At 52.6% G+C, this 21786-nt stretch carries 23 protein-coding genes, 1 pseudogene and 1 riboswitch; of the genes and pseudogenes, 13 read left to right on the top strand and 11 right to left on the bottom strand.

All coding sequences use genetic code 11. The annotated features are described in order from the left end of the window. Nucleotides 1-781: 781 nt before the first annotated feature. Both HF650_RS13460 and pphA read left to right on the top strand, forming a co-directional pair. On the top strand, nucleotides 782-1060 hold the full coding sequence (locus HF650_RS13460; RefSeq protein ID WP_187799109.1) for a hypothetical protein: 279 nt from the start codon (nucleotides 782-784) through the stop codon (nucleotides 1058-1060). A gap of 151 nt (nucleotides 1061-1211) precedes the next feature. Next, nucleotides 1212-1856, top strand: coding sequence for a protein-serine/threonine phosphatase (gene pphA / locus HF650_RS13455; RefSeq protein ID WP_187799108.1), 645 nt, complete (start codon nucleotides 1212-1214; stop codon nucleotides 1854-1856). Here pphA and HF650_RS13450 read toward each other — a convergent pair whose 3' ends face one another. From HF650_RS13450 to yebS, 5 genes are all read right to left on the bottom strand, one after another. Next, the gene (locus HF650_RS13450; RefSeq protein WP_187799107.1) at nucleotides 1857-2048 is read right to left on the bottom strand and encodes a YebW family protein; all 192 of its coding nucleotides are present in this window, start codon (nucleotides 2046-2048) and stop codon (nucleotides 1857-1859) included. Between the two features lie 105 nt (nucleotides 2049-2153). Further along, nucleotides 2154-2393 carry a YebV family protein gene (locus tag HF650_RS13445; RefSeq protein ID WP_023480127.1) on the bottom strand — a complete coding sequence of 80 codons (240 nt, stop codon included), beginning with the start codon at nucleotides 2391-2393 and terminating at the stop codon, nucleotides 2154-2156. Between the two features lie 114 nt (nucleotides 2394-2507). Next, nucleotides 2508-3947: a 16S rRNA (cytosine(1407)-C(5))-methyltransferase RsmF gene (gene rsmF / locus HF650_RS13440; RefSeq protein ID WP_223284160.1), complete on the bottom strand. Its 1440-nt coding sequence runs from the start codon at nucleotides 3945-3947 to the stop codon at nucleotides 2508-2510. Nucleotides 3948-4024: 77 nt separating this feature from the next. Continuing rightward, nucleotides 4025-6658, bottom strand: a complete 2634-nt coding sequence (locus HF650_RS13435) for a PqiB family protein (RefSeq protein WP_187799105.1) — start codon at nucleotides 6656-6658, stop codon at nucleotides 4025-4027. After that, a complete protein-coding gene (gene yebS, locus HF650_RS13430; RefSeq protein ID WP_187799104.1) occupies nucleotides 6627-7910 on the bottom strand; it encodes a membrane integrity lipid transport subunit YebS in 1284 nt (427 codons plus the stop codon). The genes HF650_RS13435 and yebS overlap by 32 nt, the downstream gene beginning before the upstream one ends. Nucleotides 7911-8041: 131 nt before the next feature. Here yebS and HF650_RS13425 point away from each other — a divergent pair, with 131 nt between their 5' ends. From HF650_RS13425 to kdgR, 5 genes are all read left to right on the top strand, one after another. Further along, a complete protein-coding gene (locus HF650_RS13425) occupies nucleotides 8042-8539 on the top strand; it encodes a GAF domain-containing protein (RefSeq protein ID WP_187799103.1) in 498 nt (165 codons plus the stop codon). Nucleotides 8540-8635: 96 nt separating this feature from the next. Next, nucleotides 8636-9331: an RNA chaperone ProQ gene (proQ, locus tag HF650_RS13420; protein WP_187799102.1), complete on the top strand. Its 696-nt coding sequence runs from the start codon at nucleotides 8636-8638 to the stop codon at nucleotides 9329-9331. Between the two features lie 19 nt (nucleotides 9332-9350). Further along, on the top strand, nucleotides 9351-11399 hold the full coding sequence (gene prc, locus HF650_RS13415) for a carboxy terminal-processing peptidase (RefSeq protein ID WP_187799101.1): 2049 nt from the start codon (nucleotides 9351-9353) through the stop codon (nucleotides 11397-11399). 192 nt (nucleotides 11400-11591) lie between these two features. Then, a complete protein-coding gene (gene htpX, locus HF650_RS13410; protein WP_187799100.1) occupies nucleotides 11592-12473 on the top strand; it encodes a protease HtpX in 882 nt (293 codons plus the stop codon). Between the two features lie 269 nt (nucleotides 12474-12742). Then, nucleotides 12743-13534 carry a DNA-binding transcriptional regulator KdgR gene (kdgR, locus tag HF650_RS13405; RefSeq protein WP_042715774.1) on the top strand — a complete coding sequence of 264 codons (792 nt, stop codon included), beginning with the start codon at nucleotides 12743-12745 and terminating at the stop codon, nucleotides 13532-13534. A 49-nt stretch (nucleotides 13535-13583) separates the two neighbouring features. Here kdgR and HF650_RS13400 read toward each other — a convergent pair whose 3' ends face one another. Beyond that, nucleotides 13584-13823, bottom strand: coding sequence for a YobH family protein (locus HF650_RS13400; RefSeq protein WP_187799099.1), 240 nt, complete (start codon nucleotides 13821-13823; stop codon nucleotides 13584-13586). A gap of 163 nt (nucleotides 13824-13986) precedes the next feature. Between HF650_RS13400 and mgrB the strand changes: the two genes are divergently transcribed. The 6 genes and pseudogenes from mgrB to rlmA all read left to right on the top strand — a co-directional run bounded on the left by mgrB (nucleotide 13987) and on the right by rlmA (nucleotide 17337). Continuing rightward, nucleotides 13987-14130, top strand: a complete 144-nt coding sequence (gene mgrB, locus HF650_RS13395; RefSeq protein WP_187799098.1) for a PhoP/PhoQ regulator MgrB — start codon at nucleotides 13987-13989, stop codon at nucleotides 14128-14130. 74 nt (nucleotides 14131-14204) lie between these two features. Continuing rightward, on the top strand, nucleotides 14205-14495 hold the full coding sequence (locus tag HF650_RS13390) for a YebO family protein (RefSeq protein ID WP_187799097.1): 291 nt from the start codon (nucleotides 14205-14207) through the stop codon (nucleotides 14493-14495). 18 nt (nucleotides 14496-14513) lie between these two features. Beyond that, nucleotides 14514-15503: an MBL fold metallo-hydrolase gene (locus tag HF650_RS13385; protein WP_187799096.1), complete on the top strand. Its 990-nt coding sequence runs from the start codon at nucleotides 14514-14516 to the stop codon at nucleotides 15501-15503. A 512-nt stretch (nucleotides 15504-16015) separates the two neighbouring features. After that, a pseudogene (locus HF650_RS13380) lies at nucleotides 16016-16127 on the top strand (DUF2627 domain-containing protein); the annotation flags it as partial. 41 nt (nucleotides 16128-16168) lie between these two features. Continuing rightward, on the top strand, nucleotides 16169-16378 hold the full coding sequence (cspE, locus tag HF650_RS13375) for a transcription antiterminator/RNA stability regulator CspE (RefSeq protein WP_001062678.1): 210 nt from the start codon (nucleotides 16169-16171) through the stop codon (nucleotides 16376-16378). Nucleotides 16379-16521: 143 nt separating this feature from the next. Beyond that, nucleotides 16522-17337, top strand: coding sequence for a 23S rRNA (guanine(745)-N(1))-methyltransferase (gene rlmA / locus HF650_RS13370; protein WP_187799095.1), 816 nt, complete (start codon nucleotides 16522-16524; stop codon nucleotides 17335-17337). On the opposite strand, the gene mntP is transcribed toward rlmA, so the two are convergent. The 5 genes from mntP to manX all read right to left on the bottom strand — a co-directional run bounded on the left by mntP (nucleotide 17334) and on the right by manX (nucleotide 21497). Further along, nucleotides 17334-17900 (bottom strand): manganese efflux pump MntP, encoded by a 567-nt coding sequence (mntP, locus tag HF650_RS13365; protein ID WP_187799094.1) that lies wholly within the window; start codon nucleotides 17898-17900, stop codon nucleotides 17334-17336. The genes rlmA and mntP overlap by 4 nt on opposite strands. Nucleotides 17901-17906: 6 nt before the next feature. Further along, nucleotides 17907-18081: riboswitch (yybP-ykoY riboswitch) on the bottom strand. A 196-nt stretch (nucleotides 18082-18277) separates the two neighbouring features. Continuing rightward, nucleotides 18278-18736 carry a DUF986 family protein gene (locus HF650_RS13360; protein WP_187799093.1) on the bottom strand — a complete coding sequence of 153 codons (459 nt, stop codon included), beginning with the start codon at nucleotides 18734-18736 and terminating at the stop codon, nucleotides 18278-18280. Between the two features lie 58 nt (nucleotides 18737-18794). Further along, nucleotides 18795-19646 (bottom strand): PTS mannose transporter subunit IID, encoded by an 852-nt coding sequence (locus HF650_RS13355; RefSeq protein ID WP_187799092.1) that lies wholly within the window; start codon nucleotides 19644-19646, stop codon nucleotides 18795-18797. A gap of 12 nt (nucleotides 19647-19658) precedes the next feature. Beyond that, nucleotides 19659-20459 carry a PTS mannose/fructose/sorbose transporter subunit IIC gene (locus HF650_RS13350; RefSeq protein ID WP_187799091.1) on the bottom strand — a complete coding sequence of 267 codons (801 nt, stop codon included), beginning with the start codon at nucleotides 20457-20459 and terminating at the stop codon, nucleotides 19659-19661. Between the two features lie 63 nt (nucleotides 20460-20522). Next, nucleotides 20523-21497, bottom strand: coding sequence for a PTS mannose transporter subunit IIAB (manX, locus tag HF650_RS13345; protein WP_187799090.1), 975 nt, complete (start codon nucleotides 21495-21497; stop codon nucleotides 20523-20525). Nucleotides 21498-21786: the final 289 nt, after the last annotated feature.

The raw sequence follows: 21786 nt of genomic DNA, 5'->3' as shown, positions 1-21786 counted from the left end.
GCAATGCGGAAAGCAAAAACTGTTAAAAGACAGAATCTTTACATTGGAAAATTTACTTTCGTGGAAGCAGATACAACATTGTATCACACAAAAAGCAGGCGGTATTCCCGAAGCCTGAGCGTCCGCTCTTCGCTCTTAGCGGACATTAGCTTGGCGTTAGTCCGCTTTGTGCCAAAAGTGGACGTTGCTGACATCAGTTTGTTTTGGTTTACGGGGAGCAGGTCAGCTTGGCTGATGAAACGCAAAATGCTTTCGCCGCGCTACATCGTGCGGTGGTCAGAGCTACCGATCGTCAAAGCTAATTGATAGTGATTATGCCCGTCGGGATGGCGGGTATTTTATTGATGGAGTTTCACCACTAAAATTCCACGTCGAGCCCACGAATAAAGTAACAAGTGTTTGATCCCAAAAGTATCTAATGGTAAGTGTTGGTAAGATAAAAATGGGCTAAAAATGATGGTAAACGTTTGATATTTAAACAAAAATAATCCGTAGACCATAAACAGGAATCGTATTCGGTCTTTTTTTATCTCTTTATGAGATAAAGTACTACTCAGGGGTTCCTGGATTATCCTGAAACTTCCTGTTCGTTTCAAACCATAACATATCCCGCTGTGCAGGCGTCCAGTATTTTTATGACAAATATCTTTTGGTATTTTGGTGAAACCCTCGCACCCTGTCTTGATAGTAAACGTAACCAATATAGGTACTATCAACCAGGCCGCAGCGATGATGTCGCCTTGTTTAATGGATAAGTCTCAACGGTCAACGGAAGGGAAGAATGAAAAATTTGATGGCAGGATTCATGCTGGCAGTGAGTTGTTTTGCCGTGCGAGCGGCAGAGGTTCAGCATGACGTCCGCGCTTTTCAGGCCAATGCAGAAGAGTGCCAACATTTTGCTGGTGAATGGGACAACACGTTACCGAAGAGCCGACAAAAGGAGATCGAGGCCGCGGTTGATAAATACTGTACTCTGGCGCGCAAGCAGCAAGATCAGCTTAAAAAGAGATACAGGGGCAACAGGCAGGTAGAGGAACTCCTCTCGCAATACGATTTTTAATTACAATCTTTTGACAGCAAAGACGGCGTTATAGATAACTTATATCTGACTCATCACTTTTTGCCTGAAGCACTACGCTATTCTCCAGTGGTGTAACTTTACGCGTACTCTCCGTCACCTGTTTTCTATACTGAAAAGAGGGGGGAAGCTTATGTATCAACGTATCGATGGCGGGCAGTGGCGGCATATCTGGCTGGTGGGCGATCTGCACGGCTGCTATCAACGCTTAATGCAGGCGCTACGGGAGCGTCACTTCGACCCTTATGAGGACCTGTTGATCTGCGTCGGCGATCTGATCGATCGCGGTCCGCAGAGTTTGCAGTGTCTGGCACTGCTTAATCAACGCTGGTTTATTACCGTGCGCGGCAACCATGAACAGATGGCCATTGATGCCCTGCGAGAAAACAACCGCGCGCTATGGCAGATGAACGGCGGCGGCTGGTTTGCAGATCTCAATGCAGAGCAGCAAGAGAGGGCGCTCGACGCCCTGCGCAAGTGCGCAGAGTTGCCCTACATTCTTGAACTGCAGACCTCCCATAGGCTGAATATTATTGCGCACGCCGATTACCCGGCGAGTGAATATAGCTGGCAAAAAGAGGTGGATAGTGAATCTGTGCTGTGGCGGCGGGAGCGCCTCAATCAGCTGCTGTGCGGGAAAGGGGAGCCGATTACCGGCGCGGATGACTTCTGGTTCGGGCACACGCCGCTAAAAGCACGCTTCGATGCCCATAACCAGCACTACATCGACACCGGTGCGGTGTTTGGCGGTGAGTTAACGCTGGTGCAACTGCAGTAGTTAAAAATCGCTATAGTCGCGCGCCGGATGCCAGAAGCCATCGATAAAATCTTCTACGGGAAAACAACCGCCGTGACGCATACGCTGTTCGTCCATCGCAGCCAGGCACTGTTGCTCACTATTAAAGACATCAACCACGATGTCGTCACATCCACCGTCCAGGTAGCAAACAAATAAGACCAGCGCGAACATTCCATCCTCGGTTCTGTACAACGTAACGATAAGTGTAGGGGATGAATGAGGGCAGGGGAAATCAGGCAGGTAAATAACCCGTCTCATGGACGGGTTCCAATAGGATCAGGCAAGACGCATAATCCAGGTGTCAGACTGCTCGTCGTAATGTTCGCGATAAAGGACTGAATGCTCGCCGTTAAGGATCGCAGGAATGCTGGTTTCCGCGTCCCAGGCATCAAGCTGCATACATAAATCGGGGTCTGAACTGCATGGAATATGCAGTTTGCGTTCACCCTGACTCTCTCCCTGCAACTCGGCATCATCGATTTCGAATGCGCCAATGCGCACGCTGGTTTTCGTCATAATGCTCTCCGTCGATCGTTAAAATGTGGTACGACCAGTAAAGCCGCCCACATTTCAGCCTGGTACAACAGCCGAAAAGTCGCCAGTCAAAAAATGCGATTTTTATGCGCTGTGTCACGCCTTGCCGGCGAAAAGCTGACCGTCGCGCACCAGCTCGCGCGGGTAGCTGTTTTTCAGCCGCGACCCCACTTTTTTCGCAAGCCCCAGCGCCTGCTCCTGGAAGGTCACGATCGCTTCATCCCCGGCTGGCAAGGCCTGCGGATAGATATCGCGTCCCCGATACCACGCCTCGGCTTCCTCAAGGGTCAGTTCGAAAGCGAGCGGATTGCTATCGCCTGCCAGGGCGATCACAGCTTCATGCTGCCAGCGGTAGCCCTTATTGTGCGTTTCGGCGAGGCGCATACCGATACGGGAAAAGCGGACTTTTCCGATCAAATCTTCGATGGCAGCCGGGAATAACCAGATCTCTTTATCACGCTGCCACAAACGCAGCGAATCGCCCCAGCGTAAGCCGACCTCTGCCGCTGCGGCGGTGATGGCAGCGCTCTCGCGCGATTTCAGTGGCGCAAACGGAAACTGCCCGACTTTGTAGGTCGGGGCCGGTAAGCGCTCGACCGCTGCGGTTTTACGTAGCCGTGCGACGAAGAACCCTTCGCAGTCAAAAATTTGCGGAAAGACATGCAGGAAACCCTCTGCCGTAAGCGCCTGCTCTGCGCCATCGAATAACTCGCCCAGTGCTTCAAACTCAACGGCATCAGGGTACTGCTGCGCTAACCAGAGACAGACGGCTTCGTTTTCGTCGCGATTGAGGGTGCAGGTGGAGTAGACCAGCACGCCGCCGGGGCGCAGGGCATGAAAGGCGCTGTCGATAAGCTCGCGCTGCGTAGCGGCAATCTCCAGGTTGCTGGCGTGGGACCAGTTTTTCAGCGCATCGGCATCTTTGCGTACCACACCTTCGCCGGAGCAGGGCGCATCCAGCAGAATGGCGTCGAACATCTCGGGTAACGCGGCTCCAAACACGCGGCCGTCGAAGTGGGTTAATGCCACATTCTGGATGCCACAGCGACTGATATTCGCATGCAGCACTTTTACCCGGCTGGCAGAGAACTCATTGGCGAGGATCGCGCCCTGATTCCTCATGCGGGCGGCAATTTGCGTGGTTTTTGACCCCGGCGCGGCGGCGACATCCATCACGCGAAGCGGCATCGTTTCCCCGGCAAACAGCGCGGCAACCGGCAGCATTGAGCTCGCTTCCTGAATGTAAAACAGGCCGCCCAGATGCTCTGCCGTGCTGCCTAAAGGCAGGTTCTCCTCCTCGTCGCGCTCGATCCAGAAGCCCTCTGCGCACCACGGCACCGGCGTTAACTGCCAGCCATAGGGTGCGACCAGCGAGAGAAAGGCATCGACGGAAATTTTCAGCGTATTAACGCGAATGCTGCGGCGCAGCGGGCGCTGACAGGCGGCAATAAACTCAGCAAAATCGAGATGCTCAGGCATCGCCAGGCGCATCTGGGCGAGAAATTCTTCAGGAAGGTAAACAGCGTTTTGAGCCACGGGGCGCCCCAGAAGGAAAAAAAGAGGCGCGCAGTGTAGCACAAAGGCTCCGGCGCGGGCACGCCGGAGCACTCAGCTTAACGGGGTAGCGCTGTACCCCACTGGCGCCACTCTTTTGGTTCGCTCTCCAGCAGCAGGAAGTGTTTACCCGGCTGCGCTTTCGGGGCCAGCGGTGTTTCCGGTGGCGTCGCGAAGGCGATACCGCCGCGAATAAACTGGTTAAAGGTACCGGTTTTCACCACACCTCCGGTCAGGCCAAAGTCCAGCGTATAACCGGAGGCTAACCAGAAGACCGAGTTGTTGCGCACCAGGTGCTGGTAACGCTTGCTGACGCGCATGGCGATCATCACGCGGTCGGAGAGGGTGCCCAGCGCAAGGCCGGTCACCGTTCCCACTTCAATACCGCGGAACAGCACCGGTGTGCCGATATTCATGGAACCCACTTCCGGCGCTTCAACCACAATGTTCAACCCATCAAGGTAACGGGAATCGGTGATCGTCGCTTCGGCGAGTTCAAAATCGCGGCGCGCATCGCCATGCCCCGGTTCAACGTTAATATAGGGCTGCAGAATAGTGTCGAGGTGTTCAACCCCCCCGGCGGAGATCTGCGGCGTGATCACCGAGAAGCGCGATCCGGCGCGGGCGAAGGTGCGGACATACTCCGGATAGAGCACGGCGCTGGCCTGCACTTCGTTCTTATCCGTCAGCAGATGCAGCTCCTGCACCTGGCCGATGTCGATACCGAGGTAGCGAATCGGCATCCCTTCCGCCAGCTTGCCAGCGTCGAAAGCATGCAGGGTGATCTTGCCGCCGACGGCGCGCGCTTCGGTCTCTGAGGCGTAAAGAATACGTTTATCGCCTTTACGCAACCGAGCACCGGCACCGCTGCGGTTATCGAAGCTGATAGCACCCTTAATTGCGCGCGACAGGGGCGACGCCTGCACCGTTAATCCGCTGCCGTTAAGCTGCACCTTCGCGCCGCCTTCCGCCCAGAAGACGCTGTCGGCGGTGAGCAGGTTGCGATACTCCGGCTTGATATGAAGATCGATATCAAAGGCATTGGCACGTGGGCGCACGGTGATCACTTCACCCACTTCAAATTTACGATAGAGCACCACCGAACCGGCCTGCACGTCTGGCAGAGAGTCTGCCGTCAGCGTCAGGGTAGTGGTGGGCAGATCGCTAAGGCTGTTCTCCAGCGCTTTATCAAGGTTGGCAAAGAGCGGGTAGGTGGGCTTCATTTCGCCCTTATCACCCGGAAGAATGCGGATGCCGCCGCTGATCCACTCACTGGCGCTGGCGGCAAGGAACTCAACGCCATCCAGCCCCAATTTCACATCGACGCGGCTGTTGACCACAAACTTGCTGTCGCCATGCACCAGATCGCGATATTGCGGATCGATAGCCACGGCGAAAGAGACGCCCTTGTTAGTCAGCTTACGCTCCAGCACCTGGCCGACCTGCACACCGTGCAGCACAAGCGGTTGCCCGGCATCGATGCCATAACTCTCCGGCGCGGTGAGCGTCAGGGTGATGACGCCCGGCTCCTGTAGCAGGTTTTTATCCGCGGGCAGCACGACAAACTGGTCGCGTGGCTGCCCCTCGCCCGGGATCAGCTCCAGCGTGCTGCCTGTCAGCAGCGAGCTGAGATTGGTATTGCTCAATGAGACTTTCGGGTTGCGCATCTCAATGCGCGTATTATCCCGCAGCAAATTGACCACGCCGGGATCGACGGTCAACTCACCGGTCACTTTACCGCCGGGATTGAGGGTGATATCCGTCAGTTCACCCACTTCCAGCCCCTGATACATCAGCGGTGTTGAGCCCGCTTTCAGCCCCTGGCCGCTCGGCAGATCGAGTTTGATGATCACACCGCGCTGGCTGTGGGCCAGATCTTTGTATAAGCCAAACTCATCTTCGGCTGCTGCGGGAGCCGAGTTATCCGGCGAGTCGAAGGCGATAGCGCCGTTGACCAGCGCGGCCAGGCTCTCCAGTTCCACCTTTGCACCGCTCAGACCGACATCCGCTTTTACACCTGAGACATTCCAGAAGCGGCTGCCTTTTTTCACCAGATTGGTAAAGCGGCGCTCTATCAGCACATCTACCGTGACGCCCTGTTTGTTTTTGTTAATGGCGTAGTCATAAACGCGGCCGACCGGGATTTTGCGGAAATAGACCAGCGAACCGCTGTTAAGCGAACCGAGATCCGGCGCGTGCAGATGAATCATCAAGTCGCCATTATTGAGGCGATATTTCGGCTGGGTGTCCAGAGCGGTAAAGTGATCCTGGGGTTCACCTTTGCCTGGCATCATGCCGATGTAATTACCGCCGACCAGCGCATCCAGCCCCGAGACGCCGGCCAACGACGCTTTTGGCGTCACCAGCCAGAATTGCGTTTCGTTGCGCAGCGCATCTTTCATATCGGCTTTGATGCTGGCGCGTACCTGAATCTTCTTCAGATCGTCGCTCAGACTGATATCCTGCACCGTCCCGACTTCCACCCCCTGATAACGTATGGGCGTGCGTCCGGCGACGATGCCGTCAGCGGACATAAAGTCGATGGTGATAGTATTGGCGCGATCTTCATAACTACTCCAGACAAGCCAACCGGCGATCAGCAAAGCGATCACTGGCAGCAGCCAGAACGGTGAAATGCGTCGTTTTGTTTTAATGCGCGCTTCAGTCGGCGAAGCTTGGTTTTCCTGACTCATGTGCATCCCAAAGTAAGCGGCTGTCCAGCCATTCCACAGCAAGAATAGTCAAAATAACCGCCGCGCCGAAATAAAACGCAGCGGGTCCCATCGTAAAGGCGAGAAGTTGGTCGCGATTAATCAGTGACATTGTCAGTGAGATGACAAACAGATCGAGCATTGACCAGCGCCCAATCCAGGTCACAAAGCGCAGAAGTAGGATGCGAGTGCGTAGCCCCTGTTCAAATTTGAAATGAATACTGATCAGCAAGGTAAAAAGAACAATCACCTTGGTAAACGGCACCAGAATACTGGCGATAAAGACGATGCCCGCCACGGCGATATTGCTGTTACCGAGCGAAATAATGCCAGACATAATGGTGTCTGCCTGCCGCGAGCCGTTTACATAGACCACCGAAATTGGCAGCAAGTTGGCGGGCAGTAGAAAAATCATCGAAGAAATCAGCGCAGCCCAGCACTTCTGCAGGCTGTGTCGTCGGCGATGGCGCAGCGGTATGTGGCAGCGCGGGCATCTGCCGCGGGCATCCGGCAAGCCGGTAAAATGGCAGCCGAGACAGGCGCGCAGCTGCGGGTCAGGACGCTTCGCCGGGCGCTGCGGGTAAAAACGCTCCCATAACTGTTCAACGTTTAGATGAATGAGCGTCATTACGCTAAGAATGGTTAACGCGACAAAGGCGACGAGGCCGACGCCCGGTTGCAAGTAAGCGTAATCCTGCACTTTGATCGAGGCGACACCGATACCAACCAGATAAATATCGAGCATCACCCACTCTTTTAGGCGCTCAAGCATTAAGAGCACCGGGCGCAGGTTCATTCCAAGCCGGTTACCGAACCATAAATAGGCGATAGCGCTGACCAACACCAGCGGCGCACCGACGGTACAGAAGAGCACCATCGCGGCGGTAAGCGCATCGCCCTGAGAGGTCATTTGCCAGATCCCCTGCAGCAGATTGGCGTCAATGCGCGCGCCAAGCAGGTAGAAGTGGAGCAGCGGCTCTCCCCAGGCAAAAGGCATCAGCATCAGCATCGTCACCGCCATGGCGGCGAGACGGGTTAATGACCAGTCGCGCCCATCGCGGATTTTGGCATCACAGCAGGGACAAAATGCACTTTGGTGCGATTTCATAACCGGTAACGCAAAAAGCGTATCGCATTGCGGGCAGCGCTGATAATGTGCGCGTGGCAAAGCTTCGCCGACATGATGGATCGCAATTTTTTTGTTGAGCGAAATGTGTTGTATCTTTAGTGCCATCGGCCGGATCAGAAAAGGGTTAGATGCATCTATATTAACTCATGATGAGAACATCTTGAGCATCAACGCATTTAATGCTTATTTTATTAGGCTTAGCCGTTTACTCAGTAAGACACCAAAGTGGTTGGATAATGAACAAAACAGAGTTTTACGCGGACTTAAACCGCGATTTTCAGGCATTAATGGCAGGTGAAACCAGTTTTTTAGCGACGCTGTCAAACAGCAGCGCGCTGCTGTTTGAACGTCTGGACGGGGTCAACTGGGCTGGTTTTTATTTACTGGAAGGCGACACGCTGGTATTGGGGCCGTTCCAGGGCAAAATCGCCTGCGTTCGTATCCCTGTTGGACGCGGTGTCTGTGGTAGCGCGGTCGCACAAAACCGTGTGCAGCGAGTTGAGGACGTTCATCAATTTGATGGTCATATCGCTTGCGATGCCGCCAGCAACTCTGAAATTGTGCTGCCGATCACAGTAAGTGGTCAGATCATTGGCGTGCTGGACATCGACAGCGTCGAATTTTCTCGCTTCGGCGAAGAGGATGAAAAGGGCCTGCGTGAGCTGGTTTCTCATCTGGAACAGTGCCTTGCGGCAACCGATTATCAAAAATTCTTTGCGACTGTCGCAGGATAATCAACGGATAACGTAGCATTTACTGTTAGCGTCATTATAATGACGCCTGTTCATGCCTGCGCTTGTTGGCAACGTCCGTTGTAATCAGGAAATTTCATGGAAAATCAACCTAAGTTGAATAGCAGTAAAGAAGTTATCGCTTTTTTAGCCGAACGTTTCCCTCACTGTTTCAGTGCTGAAGGCGAGGCACGCCCCCTGAAAATCGGTATCTTTCAGGATTTAGTCGCGCGTGTTGAGGGTGAGATGAATCTCAGTAAAACCCAGCTTCGTTCCGCTCTACGTCTTTATACTTCGAGCTGGCGTTACCTGTACGGTATCAAAGCTGGCGCGACGCGTGTTGATCTCGACGGCAACGCCTGTGGCGTGCTGGATGAGCAACACGTTGAGCATGCCCGTAAGCAGCTCGAAGAAGCGAAAGCGCGTGTTCAGGCGCAACGCGCTGAGCAACAAGCCAAAAAACGTGAAGCTGCCGCTGCTGCTGGTCAGGAAGACGCACCGCGTCGTGAACGCAAACCTCGTCCGGCTCCGCGCCGCAAAGAGGGCGCGGAACAACGTAAGCCTCGCGCCGATAAGCCGGCGGCTAGACCGCAGCGTGAACGTGCACCGCAGCAGGAAGAGCGCCATACGCCAGTCTCTGATATCTCCGTCTTGAGCGTGGGTCAGGATCTGAAAGTGAAAGCGGGTAATAACGCGATGAGCGCAACCGTGCTTGAAATCACCAAAGACGGCGTTCGCGTACAGCTTAGCTCGGGTATGTCAATGATTGTACGCGCAGAACATCTCTTGTTCTGAAACGGAGGCCTGGCCTGGCATGAACACTTTGTTTAAGCGCACAGCGTTGGCAGGCCTGTTATTCGTAACAGGCCACGCCCTAGCTGTGGAAAATATCACCCGGGCCGATCAGATCCCGGTATTGAAAGAAGAGACGCAGCACGCGACGGTCAGCGAGCGCGTCACTTCGCGTTTCACGCGTTCGCACTACCGCCAGTTCGATCTGGATAACGCCTTCTCCGCGAAAATATTCACACGCTATCTTAATCTGCTCGATTACAGCCACAACGTCCTGCTGGCCAGCGATGTTGAGCAGTTCTCGCAGAAAAAAAATGAGATAGGGGACGAGCTGCGCAGTGGTAAGTTGGATCTCTTTTACGATCTCTACAACAAAGCCCAGCAGCGTCGTTTTGAACGCTACCAGTACGCCCTAAAAGTACTGGAGCGGCCAATGGACTTCACCGGTAATGACTCGTTTAACCTCGATCGCAGCAAAGCGCCCTGGCCTAAAGATGAGGCCGAGCTGGATGCGCTGTGGGAAAGTAAAGTTAAATATGACGAACTGAGCCTCAAGCTCACCGGTAAGGATGAGAAAGAGATCCGCGAGACGCTCTCTCGTCGCTATAAATTTGCCATCCGCCGTCTGGCGCAAACCAACAGCGAAGATGTCTTTTCGCTAGCGATGACCGCTTTTGCACGTGAAATCGATCCGCATACCAACTATCTGTCACCACGCAATACCGAGCAGTTCAACACCGAAATGAGCCTCTCACTTGAGGGGATTGGCGCGGTACTGCAGGGCGATGATGACTACACGGTGATCAACTCTATGGTTGCTGGTGGTCCGGCGGCGAAGAGTAAAGCGATCAGCGTCGGCGATCGCATCGTTGGTGTCGGTCAAACCGGGCAGAATATGGTCGATGTGATCGGCTGGCGTCTTGACGACGTCGTTGCGCTGATCAAAGGGCCTAAAGGGAGCAAAGTGCGTCTTGAGATCCTGCCTGCGGGCAAGGGGACGAAAACGCGCATTGTTACGTTGACGCGCGAGCGTATACGCCTTGAAGATCGCGCAGTGAAGATGTCGGTTAAAACCGTCGGCAAAGAGAAAGTCGGCGTGCTGGATATTCCTGGCTTTTACGTCGGGCTGACCGATGATGTCAAAGTACAGCTGCAAAAGCTGGAAAAACAGAACGTCAAGAGCGTTATCATCGATCTGCGTGCTAATGGCGGTGGGGCGCTGACGGAAGCGGTATCGCTCTCTGGCCTCTTTATCCCATCCGGCCCGGTGGTGCAGGTGCGCGATAATAACGGCAAAGTGCGTGAAGATAGCGATACTGACGGTGTGGTCTATTACAAAGGTCCATTGGTGGTACTGGTTGACCGTTTCAGCGCCTCGGCATCCGAGATCTTTGCTGCGGCGATGCAGGATTATGGTCGCGCGCTGATTGTTGGTGAACCGACCTTCGGTAAAGGCACCGTGCAGCAGTACCGCTCACTTAACCGTATTTACGATCAGATGTTGCGTCCGGAGTGGCCAGCGCTGGGTTCGGTGCAGTACACCATCCAGAAATTCTATCGTGTGAATGGAGGCAGTACGCAGCGTAAAGGCGTAACGCCAGATATCATCATGCCGACCGGCACACAGGTAACGGAAACAGGGGAAAAATTCGAGGATAACGCACTGCCGTGGGACAGTATTAATGCTGCCACCTTTGTGCGCGCCGGCGATTTGAAACCTTTCGGACCCGAGCTGCTGAAAAAACATGATGAGCGTATCGCCAAAGATCCTGAATTCCAGTACATCAATAAGGATATCGCGCGTTTTGAAGCCCTGAAAGCGAAACGCGATATGGTGTCGCTGAACCTGGCGCAGCGTGAAAAAGAGAACGCCGAGGATGACGCTATTCGTCTCTCGCGCCTCAACGATCGCTTCAAGCGTGAAGGCAAGCCGTTGCTTAAGAAACTGGACGATCTGCCGAAGGATTATCAGGAGCCGGATCCCTATCTTGATGAGACGGTGCATATCGCGCTTGACCTGGCACATCTTGAAAAAGATCAGACCGCAGCGCAAACCACTTCTGCGAAGTAATTCCCCAACAGGCACAAGAGATTGTGCCTGTTTTTTTAACAAAATCCCGCCGCGTAAGCATCCTGCTACAAAATGTAAAGTTGTGTTTTTCTCGTGACTTACGCGGCATTGATGCTTGAAAATAGCCCGCACGCCCATACGATTTGGGTAATCGCATAGTGCGTTTTGTTAAATCGAGGTTAAAAGAAAATTATGATGCGAATCGCGCTCTTCCTGTTGACTAACCTGGCTGTCATGTTGGTGTTCGGCCTTGTGCTTAGCCTGACGGGCATTCAGTCGAGCAGCGTTCAGGGGTTAATGATTATGGCGCTGCTGTTTGGTTTTGGCGGCTCGTTCATCTCACTACTGATGTCGAAATGGATGGCGCTGAAATCCGTGGGTGGTGAAGTGATTGAGCAGCCCGCCAACGATATGCAGCGCTGGCTGATGGATACCGTCGCGCAGCAGTCCCGCCAGGCAGGGATTGCGATGCCGCAGGTGGCGATTTATCACGCGCCAGACATCAACGCCTTCGCCACTGGCGCGCGCCGTGATGCTTCTTTGGTTGCTGTCAGCACTGGTCTGCTGCAAAACATGAGCCGTGATGAAGCCGAAGCGGTTATTGCCCACGAAATCAGCCATATTGCTAACGGTGACATGGTTACCATGACGCTGATTCAGGGGATTGTGAACACCTTCGTTATCTTTATCTCGCGCATTATTGCTCAGGTTGCCGCTGGCTTCCTGAGCGGAGACCGTGAGGAGGGTGAGGAGAGTAACGGCAATCCGCTGGTTTACTTTGCTGTTGCGACGGTACTTGAACTGGTGTTTGGTATTTTAGCGAGCATTATTACTATGTGGTTCTCCCGTTACCGTGAATTCCATGCCGATGCGGGTTCCGCCCGTCTGGTGGGACGCGAGAAGATGATCGCTGCGTTGCAACGGCTGAAAACCAGCTATGAACCGCAGGAAGCGAGCAGCATGATGGCGTTCTGCATCAACGGCAAGTCGAAATCGCTGAGCGAACTCTTTATGACGCACCCGCCGCTGGATAAACGTATTGAAGCCCTGCGTTCCGGTGCATATCTTAAATAATTATTTTCACAAATAGAAAAAGCGCGTCCATTGACGCGCTTTTTTATTGTTCTCAGCCAGCGCTGACAGACAAAAGTGACAAGAGTTGTGCCAGGTTAATCCAGCAGATTATGGCGTAAAAATTTCAGCGATCGCTGCTTTAGCGCCATTTAGGCGTAATGTCGCAGATTTGTAACGATCTGGTCATTCGCGCATTGCGGCAGATGGGCGACGAATTTATAATAAAAACCTATTCTGATTTTTATAAAACACAGGCGATGAGGTGATTAATGGCAATCGCGGATTTGGACAAGCAGCCAGATTCTGTCTCTTCTGTATTGAAGGTTTTTGGCATTCTGCAGGCTTTGGGCGAAGAGCGTGAAATCGGCATTACTGAGCTTTCACAGCGTGTCATGATGTCAAAAAGCACCGTTTATCGCTTTTTGCAGACCATGAAATCGTTAGGCTACGTTGCGCAGGAAGGGGAGTCAGAGAAATATTCCCTGACGCTGAAGTTATTCGAACTTGGCGCACGTGCATTGCAAAATGTTGATTTGATCCGCAGTGCAGATATCCAGATGCGTGAACTCTCTCGTCTGACGAAAGAGACCATCCATCTGGGTGCTCTCGATGAGGACAGCATCGTCTATATTCACAAGATCGATTCGATGTATAACCTGCGCATGTATTCGCGTATTGGTCGTCGTAACCCGCTCTATAGCACCGCGATTGGTAAAGTGCTGCTGGCATGGCGCGATCGTGATGAAGTGAAACAGATTCTGGAAGGCGTTGAATATAAGCGCAGCACCGATCGCACTATTACCAGCACTGAAGATCTACTGCCGATGCTCGATATCGTTCGCCAGCAGGGCTACGGCGAGGATAATGAAGAGCAGGAAGAGGGATTACGCTGCATCGGAGTACCGGTGTTTGACCGTTTTGGTGTGGTTATCGCTGGTCTGAGTATCTCATTCCCGACCCTGCGTTTCTCCGAAGAGCGTCTGCACGAGTACGTGGAGATGCTGCACCAGGCCGCGCGCAAAATTTCTGAACAGATGGGCTACAACGACTATCCGTTCTGATAATTGCTAAAAAAGCCGCCCCTGAGGGGCGGCTTTTTTATGGGAAAAATCAGCCGTTATCAATGACGTTATCGCTTTTACGCATTAGCGGGCAGTTAGCCAGGCCGAATAGACCGTTGCTGGAATGAACATACTGCGCCGTGCTGGTACCACGTGCGGTCGCGTATTTGCACTGTAGGCCAAGGCCTGCCGCATTTTCGTTACTATTAATCAGCACGCCATAGCCGCTCAACAAAAGTCCAGTCCACAGTAGTGCGACAACGATGACGCCTCGAATAAGTGTACGCATGTTTGCTCCTTGCACATCGATTAAGTCTGTCATTAAGGCTACGTCTTTTATTGATTGAAACAAGTCACGCATTCCTAAAAATACCGAAAGGGGAGTGCAGTTACCCGCTGTTTAAGGAAGCCGTGCTAGTGTGGTTACACCTCGAAATGTTTCGGAGAATGGAGTGAGAAAATTTAGATGGCTGTTGCTGATTGCCGTGGTGGTGGTCTGCCTGCTGCTCTGGACTCAAATGCTTAATGTGATGTGCGATCAGGATGTGCAATTTTTCAGCGGTATCTGTGTCATCAATAAATTCATCCCCTGGTAGGCGCATTTCTGCAGTGAAAGATTTCCTTCCTGAGCGCCAGTGGTAAAATGCCGCGTCTACTTTGAGGGTGTGAAATGAACGAAATCTTAAATTCTGGCGCCTTAAATTTTGCGTCTATGCTGGTTTCTGTGGTGGTTTTGATTGTAGGTCTGGTGCTGTGGTTCTTTATTAATCGTGCAAGTTCGCGTACTAATGAGCAGATTGAACTGCTCGAAGCGCTGCTCGATCAGCAAAAACGGCAAAATGCGCTGCTGCGTCGTCTTTGTGAAGCAAACGAGCCGGAAAAAACGTCGCTCCCGGAGAGGGAGAAAAGCAAGCCGAAGGGTGAGGACGAGGAGTTGATCCGACTGGTGGCTGAACGTTAATCAGAAAGGAGGGGAGAGATGGTCTGGAAAAACCCCTGGTATAATCCCGCGCTCTCCCATCATACGCCCGACGGTTTTTGTAATCCGTCCGACGTAGCGCATCAACCCGGCGATGTAAAACGCTGGCGTCAGGAACGCAAAGCTGCCGGGCTTCCCCGTCCACCTGCTGCAGGGTATGACGCTTTCATTGAAAAGTGGTGGCAGCAAGCCACGATTTCGCCCGGTGTCGATGGCCTTTGGTGGCTTGGGCACGCCTCTGTTCTTCTCAGTGTGCAGGGCAAGTACCTGCTCACCGATCCTGTTTTTTCCCGGCGCGCCTCCCCACTGCCATTCGCCGGCCCCCAGCGGCGCACACCACCTGCATTATCTATGGACGATCTTCCGGCGCTTGATGCCATTCTTATCTCTCACAACCATTACGATCATCTGGACCGCTGGACAATCCGCGCACTGCTTCGCCGGTTTCCTGAGGTAAAGCTTTTTGTCCCTCTCGGCTTAGGTGATACCCTTCGTCGTTTTGGCGCGCGGTGTGTCACCGAGCTGGACTGGTGGCAGCAAGCTGCCTTGAAGGAGCTGCATTTGACAGCCGTCCCCGCGCAGCACTGGAGTATGCGCACACCGTGGGATCGTAACCGCACGCTATGGTGCGGCTGGGTGGTTGAATCGGGCGCGTTACGTTTCTGGTTTCCCGGCGACACGGGATACAGCACCGAGCTTCTGCAGATCCCGCAGCGTCTGGGGAGAATTGATGCGCTCGCGCTGCCCATTGGTGCTTATGCACCGCGCTGGTTCATGTCGATAAACCATATGGATCCACAAAGTGCGGTCTCGCTGTGGCGACAGTTAGGTTCGCCGCTGGCTTTTCCGATTCACTGGGGCGTATTTGAACTGGCTGATGAATCACTGGACGAACCGATTTCGGAGTTACAGAGCGCTTTACGCGAAGCAGGAAAGGAAAATGACAACTTCACGATCCTGAAAATTGGTCAATATTTATCCCTGTCGTAATTTAAGCCGAGCGCTATAAAAAGTAAGCTCTATTAAAGTCATGCGGTTTCGTTTAGCACGAAACGTTTTTATTGCCTTGAAATGATGCAGTGTCATCATAATTTCATTATTTTGGTGCACACCTTTGCTTATTCGGTCAGTAATTATTCATAGTTAACCTGAGCAATAGTTTCGTTCAAGTTCATTAATCATTTAAGAATCTTCCTAACCGCCAAAACAGCATAACTATTCGCAGAATGTTCTTAGCATATAAGCGAAATGCATGAAGATAAACCTTACCCTGTAAATGCATGGAACTGCTTGATGAATCGAGAGATTTGGTCTAGCTTTATCGGGTAAACCTGCTCATGCAGCGGCTGCTATAACGGTCATTGAAGTGAATAAATGAACAGTGATAGTTTCGATACCCTTAAAATTTGTGCGGCGGATCGAGACATATCTAAAAATGGCTTGCCATAGTTTACGTATTATGTGATAACACGTTGTGGGTCAATCGAGGTACAGTTCTGTTTATGTGTGGCATTTTCAGTAAAGAAGTCCTGAGTAAAACGTTTCGTTGAATACAGCTTCTCTGCCGAACCTTATATTAGTGCCTCAAGCAGTAATGTCTCAGTTTTCTCAGTCAATGCCTGCGGGCGAAGTATATACATTAAGGAATTTTGCAAATGGCAAAGATTAAAGGTCAAGTTAAGTGGTTCAACGAGTCTAAAGGTTTTGGTTTCATTACTCCGGCTGACGGCAGCAAAGATGTATTCGTACATTTCTCTGCTATCCAGGGTAACGGCTTCAAAACTCTGGCTGAAGGCCAGAACGTTGAGTTTGAAATTCAGGACGGTCAGAAAGGCCCGGCTGCAGTTAACGTAACTGCTATCTGATTTCGACACCTCTGAGCTTGAGGCGCGTTTCGCGTATCAATGTCAGTTATCAAGCCTCGCCATTGTGCGGGGCTTTTTATTTTCCCTGTCGCAACATTTGACGGTACACTTCGCCCTTTGAAAAAAGTCTCCCCGGAGTGTTTATGCCATTCAGTTGCCCCCTTTGCCACGCACCGTTAAGCCGCCACGAACGTGCATTTATCTGCCCGCAGCGGCATCAGTTCGATATCGCCAAAGAGGGTTACGTCAATTTATTGCCCGTCCAGCATAAACGTTCGCGCGATCCGGGTGATAACGCTGAAATGATGCAGGCGCGCCGCGCATTTCTCGACGCCGGACACTATCTGCCACTGCGCGATAAAATATGCACCCTCTTTGAAGAGACGCTTGCGAAAGAAGCGACCGCACTGCTCGATATTGGCTGCGGGGAAGGGTACTACACGCAGGCTTTTGCCGAAGTAGGTCGCGCGCGTGGTGCCCAAACCGTAGGGCTGGATGTCTCGAAAGCGGCGATTCGCGCAGCGGCAAAACGCTATCCGCAGGTGATGTTTTGCGTAGCCTCAAGCCATCGCTTACCCTTTGATGATAATAGCATTGATGGTCTGGTGCGCATTTACGCGCCCTGTAAAGCGCAAGAGCTGGCCCGCGTGGTAAAACCGCAGGGCGTAGTGATCACCGCCGCTCCCGGGCCGCGCCACTTAATCGAGCTAAAGGGGCTTATTTATGATGAGGTGCAGTTGCATGCGCCAAACAGCGGTGGGATCGAAGGATTTACGCTTATTTCCGAACAATCACTCGCGTACGAAATGGAGTTGACCGGCGAAGAAGCGGTTGCGCTACTGCAAATGACGCCGTTTGCCTGGCGGGCGAAGCCGGAAGTATGGCAGCAGTTGGCAGCGACAAAAACGTTTCGCTGCCAGACGGATTTCACCATCCACTGCTTACGGCGGGAAAGTTAGCCAGCAAAGTGGCTGTAGAGGATCTGCACGCCGATACCAATCAGCACCACGCCGCCGAGGATCTCGGCGCGCTTGCCGAGCAGCGGGCCAATAAAGCGGCCAACCATCATGCCAAGCGTCGACATAATAAGGGTGGCACAGCCAATCGCCAGCGCGGTAGTAAGAATATTGACCTGCAAAAATGCCAGCCCGACACCGACTGCCATTGCATCCAGGCTGGTAGCAATGGCGGTGGTGACCAGCAACCAGAAACCGTGGCGGTGCGGCATCTCAGCGTCACATTCGTCGGTACCGCGCACGCCCTCCAGCACCATTCTGCCGCCAAGAAATGCCAGCAGCACGAACGCTATCCAGTGATTCCACTCAAGCACAAATTGCGAGGCGAGCATCCCGAGACCCCAGCCCAGCAGCGGGGTTAAGGTTTCAATTGCACCGAAGATAAGACCAGTGCGCAGGGCGTCGGAAAATTTCGGGTTGCGGAGCGTAGCACCTTTACCAATAGAGGCCGCGAAGGCGTCCATCGACATGCCAAAGGCGAGAAGCAGGGTGGCGGATAAATTCATCTGTGCGTCCTGACCGGGAGTTCCATATAACACACCACTGCCCCCAGTAAACAGCAGTTGGTGTGTCAATGGTCTCGCCTGACTGAAAATGTTCAGTCCGTACGTGCCACGTTTTGCAACGAGTATGTTGACACGTACATCTCCGCGCAGCGGAAATCGGCTACTCCCCAACGACGGACGCACCTTACCATATTTTTAGAATATAAAACAACAGCAGACATATATTCATGGCGCTGCCTGCCGATAATGATTGTCATTCGGCTTATGAGGTGAAAATAACGTTAATAAACATAGGTAATTTCTTATGGGAAATATAGCAGAGGCTATATTAAAGCCCCTTTTTTGTGCAGTATAAAAGGAGAGAGCTATAGTTTAACTTATTGAGTTTTAACCAATACTCTGTAGATTTTTTCAAGATCGTCTATATTTCGTACACGGATGAGTAACCTCCGCTGTTCTAATTGCATCACCAGTACGCCATCTTGCGATAAATTCATCTCTTTGATGCGGTTATATTCAATCCATGCATTAGCAAAGAAGAAACCGTGTGATTTAAAGATGGCTTTCGGCGCGCGGATCCAAAAAAGGTAAATACCCAGCAGCGCCAGTGCAAATAATAACCACATGGTTAATGATGAACCGCCGTTAACACTGTTGTTATAAATCAAAATAACCAGCAGGCCGACAAAAATGGCTCCATCGGTACGGCTTCTGCGTAGCAGCGGAACGGTGAGCAGCGTGTCGCCTTTGCGACGCGGCATCACCACTTCGTCGTAGATCGCGAACGCCAGCAGGGCGGCGACAAACAGCAGCAGCACGCTATCCGTAATCGTCATCTTATCTCCTTAAATAAAAAACCGGGGGCAGTAACGCCCCCGGTCATAACCACGTCGTTTAAAGGCCCAACAGGCCGATGGCGTAGCCGGCAATCCCAATCACAAAGAAGCCGACAATGATCCACAGCGGGTTCACTTTTTTACGCAGCAGCCACATACAGGCGAAGGTCAGCAGCAGCGGCACCAGGCCCGGCATCAGCTGATCAAGGATGGTCTGGACCGTCGTTACCGTGGTTTTACCGGTCGGGTCGGTAATTTGCGATACCACCAGCGGAATATTGACGTGCGTCCACTTGTTAACCAGCGCCCCCATCACGAACAGGCCGAGGATTGACGCCCCTTCGGTCAGTTTCTGCAGAAAACCGCCGCCCATATCTTTAACAATATCAATCCCTTTACGATAGCCGTACGCCACGCCGTAGTAGCGGGTGGCAAGCCGCACGATATTGAAGAGAAAGAAGAAAAGCAGTGGCCCAAGCAGACTGCCGCTCATGGCGATCCCGGCACCGAGTGCTGCAAAAACCGGACGCACGGTACCCCAGAAAATCGGGTCGCCGACGCCTGCCAGCGGCCCCATCAGGCCGACTTTGATACCGTTAATGGCACCATCATCAATCTCTGCGCCGTTCGCACGCTGCTCCTCCATCGCCAGCGTCACGCCAAGCACCGGCGCGGCAACGTAAGGGTGAGTGTTGAAGAACTCCAGGTGACGTTTAATCGCCTGACGGCGGGCTTCGTTATTTTCCGGATAGAGGCGTTTAATCGCCGGTACCATCGAGAAGCAGAAGCCGAGCGCCTGCATACGTTCGAAGTTCCACGAGCCCTGGAAGAGGTTAGAACGCAGGAACACGCTGCGAATGTCACTCTGGGTGAGTTTTTTCTCAGTCGGAGTTTTCGTCATATCAACCATGTCGTTCACCTGTTAATCCAGTTCGTTATCAAGATCGTTGGTACCAGGCGCTGGGGCAGCGCCGCCTGCGGAGCGGTTGTATTTCGGGCTAACCTGAATATAGAGGATGGCCATCACTGCGCCGATCACACCCAGTGAAACGAGGTTGAAATTGGTAAAGGCCGCCGTCACGAAACCAAGGTAGAAGAACGGCATCAGATAGCCTGCGCGCATCATATTGATGACCATCGCATAACCGACCACCACGATCATGCCACCGGCGATATTCAGACCGCTGGTCACCACTTCCGGAATGGCGTTGAGCATGTTCTGCACTTCGCTGGTACCGACAGAGATAGCCACAATCACCGCCGGGATGGCGATACGCATCGCTTGTAAAAACAGAGAGGAGACGTGGATCCAGGAGAGGGCAGTAAGGTTACCATTATCTGCGGCTTTATCTGCCGCGTGCTGGAAACCAACGGTAATGGTACGCACGATGATGGTCAGCACCTGGCCTGCCGCCGCCAGCGGGATCGCTAGCGCAATACCGGCACCGATGCTCTGGTGGCCGCCAATGACCAGAATGGTGGAAATAATCGAGGCCAGCGCGGCATCCGGCGCGACCGCCGCACCGATGTTCATCCAGCCGAGCGCGATCATCTCAAGCGTACCGCCGATAATGATACCGGTTTTCATATCACCAAGGACGATACCGACTAACGTACACGCCACCAATGGACGGTGGAACTGGAACTCGTCGAGTATCGACTCCATACCGGCAATACATGCGACGACGAACACCAGCACAATCTGAAGAGTGGTAATCTCCATTGTACTTCTCCTATAGCTAAATCAGACGTAAGTGTGAAAACTGAGTCAATCAGGTCGTCGCGGTTACTTCGCCACTTTGCTGATCAAATCCATCATTTTCAGTTTCGGATCGTTTGAAACTTTACGGACTTCCAGCTCAATGCCGCGATCGTTGAGTTTGCGAAACGCAGCGATATCTTTCTCATCGACAGAAACAGCGTTGTTAACCTGAGTTTTGCCCTGGCGGTAGGCCATCCCCCCAATGTTGACCGAGGTAAGTTTTACGCCGCCCTCAACGATACGTTCGACATCGGTAGGATTAGTGAAGAGCAGCATGACGCGTTCACCGGCATATTTAGGGTTGTTATAGACGCGGATCATTTTTGCGACGTCAACGACATGAGCCGTCACGCCCGGCGGTGCGACCTGCGTCAGCAACGTTTTGCGAACATTATCGGCAGCGACCTCATCGCTAACGACAATAATGCGGGTGACATTGGTCTCTTTCGTCCAGCGGGTGGCAACCTGACCGTGGATTAAGCGGTCATCAATACGAGCCAGACCGATAACCATATAGTCGTTTGGCCCCATCGGTTTAGCGGAGGTAGCGGCTTTCGGCGCTGCCGCCTGCTGAACCGCAGCAGGAGCGGGTTTTTCCACCGGCTGCGCTTTCAGTGCTTTCACGCCTTCGCGTCCGGTCTCGACGGCCAGCGCCACCAGCTCATCGAAGGTTGGGTTGTCATCACGCGCCATCAGAGTTTCAACCAGCATCGGGATATTAACGCCGGCAATCACTTCATAATGCTCTTTATCGACGACAATGCGGCTGGCGGCGTTAAATGGGCTGCCACCCCATGTATCAACGAGAAACAGCACGCCCTGATTGGTATCCAGCTTTGCCAGCTGCGCCTGATACTTTTCGATTAATGTTTCGGCGTTCTCACCGGGAACAAAATCGATCCATCCGACATTCTCCTGCTCGCCAAGCAGCATCTCGGCGGTTTTAAGCAGTTGTTCTGCCGCCCAACCATGTGTGCCTATAACAATAGCAATAGTCACTTGCTACCTCCTTATTCTTGTCGTTAACATCCACGCGATGGATGTATTGTGAATCGGCCCCATAAAAGCGAATCGATTCAGAGATAAACTCAAAGAGAAGTTTAGGAACTTTCGCGAATTATTTTAGAGAGTGAAAAAATAATTTATGTGATGAAGATCCGTAATTTAGCTTTCATAAAAATGAAATTTTGCGGCGCAAAATATCCATACAATTTGCAAAGTCTGGTAAATCTTTGCCAGCTACCCAGGCTCTTTGCTATGTTTAACCTCCGTTTAAGTTACCAGGAGT

Source organism: Kosakonia sp. SMBL-WEM22 (assembly GCF_014490785.1).
Taxonomy (GTDB): domain Bacteria; phylum Pseudomonadota; class Gammaproteobacteria; order Enterobacterales; family Enterobacteriaceae; genus Kosakonia.
The sequence above is the reverse complement of the archived record's forward strand: the minus strand, read 5'-3'. Positions and strand labels throughout refer to the sequence as shown.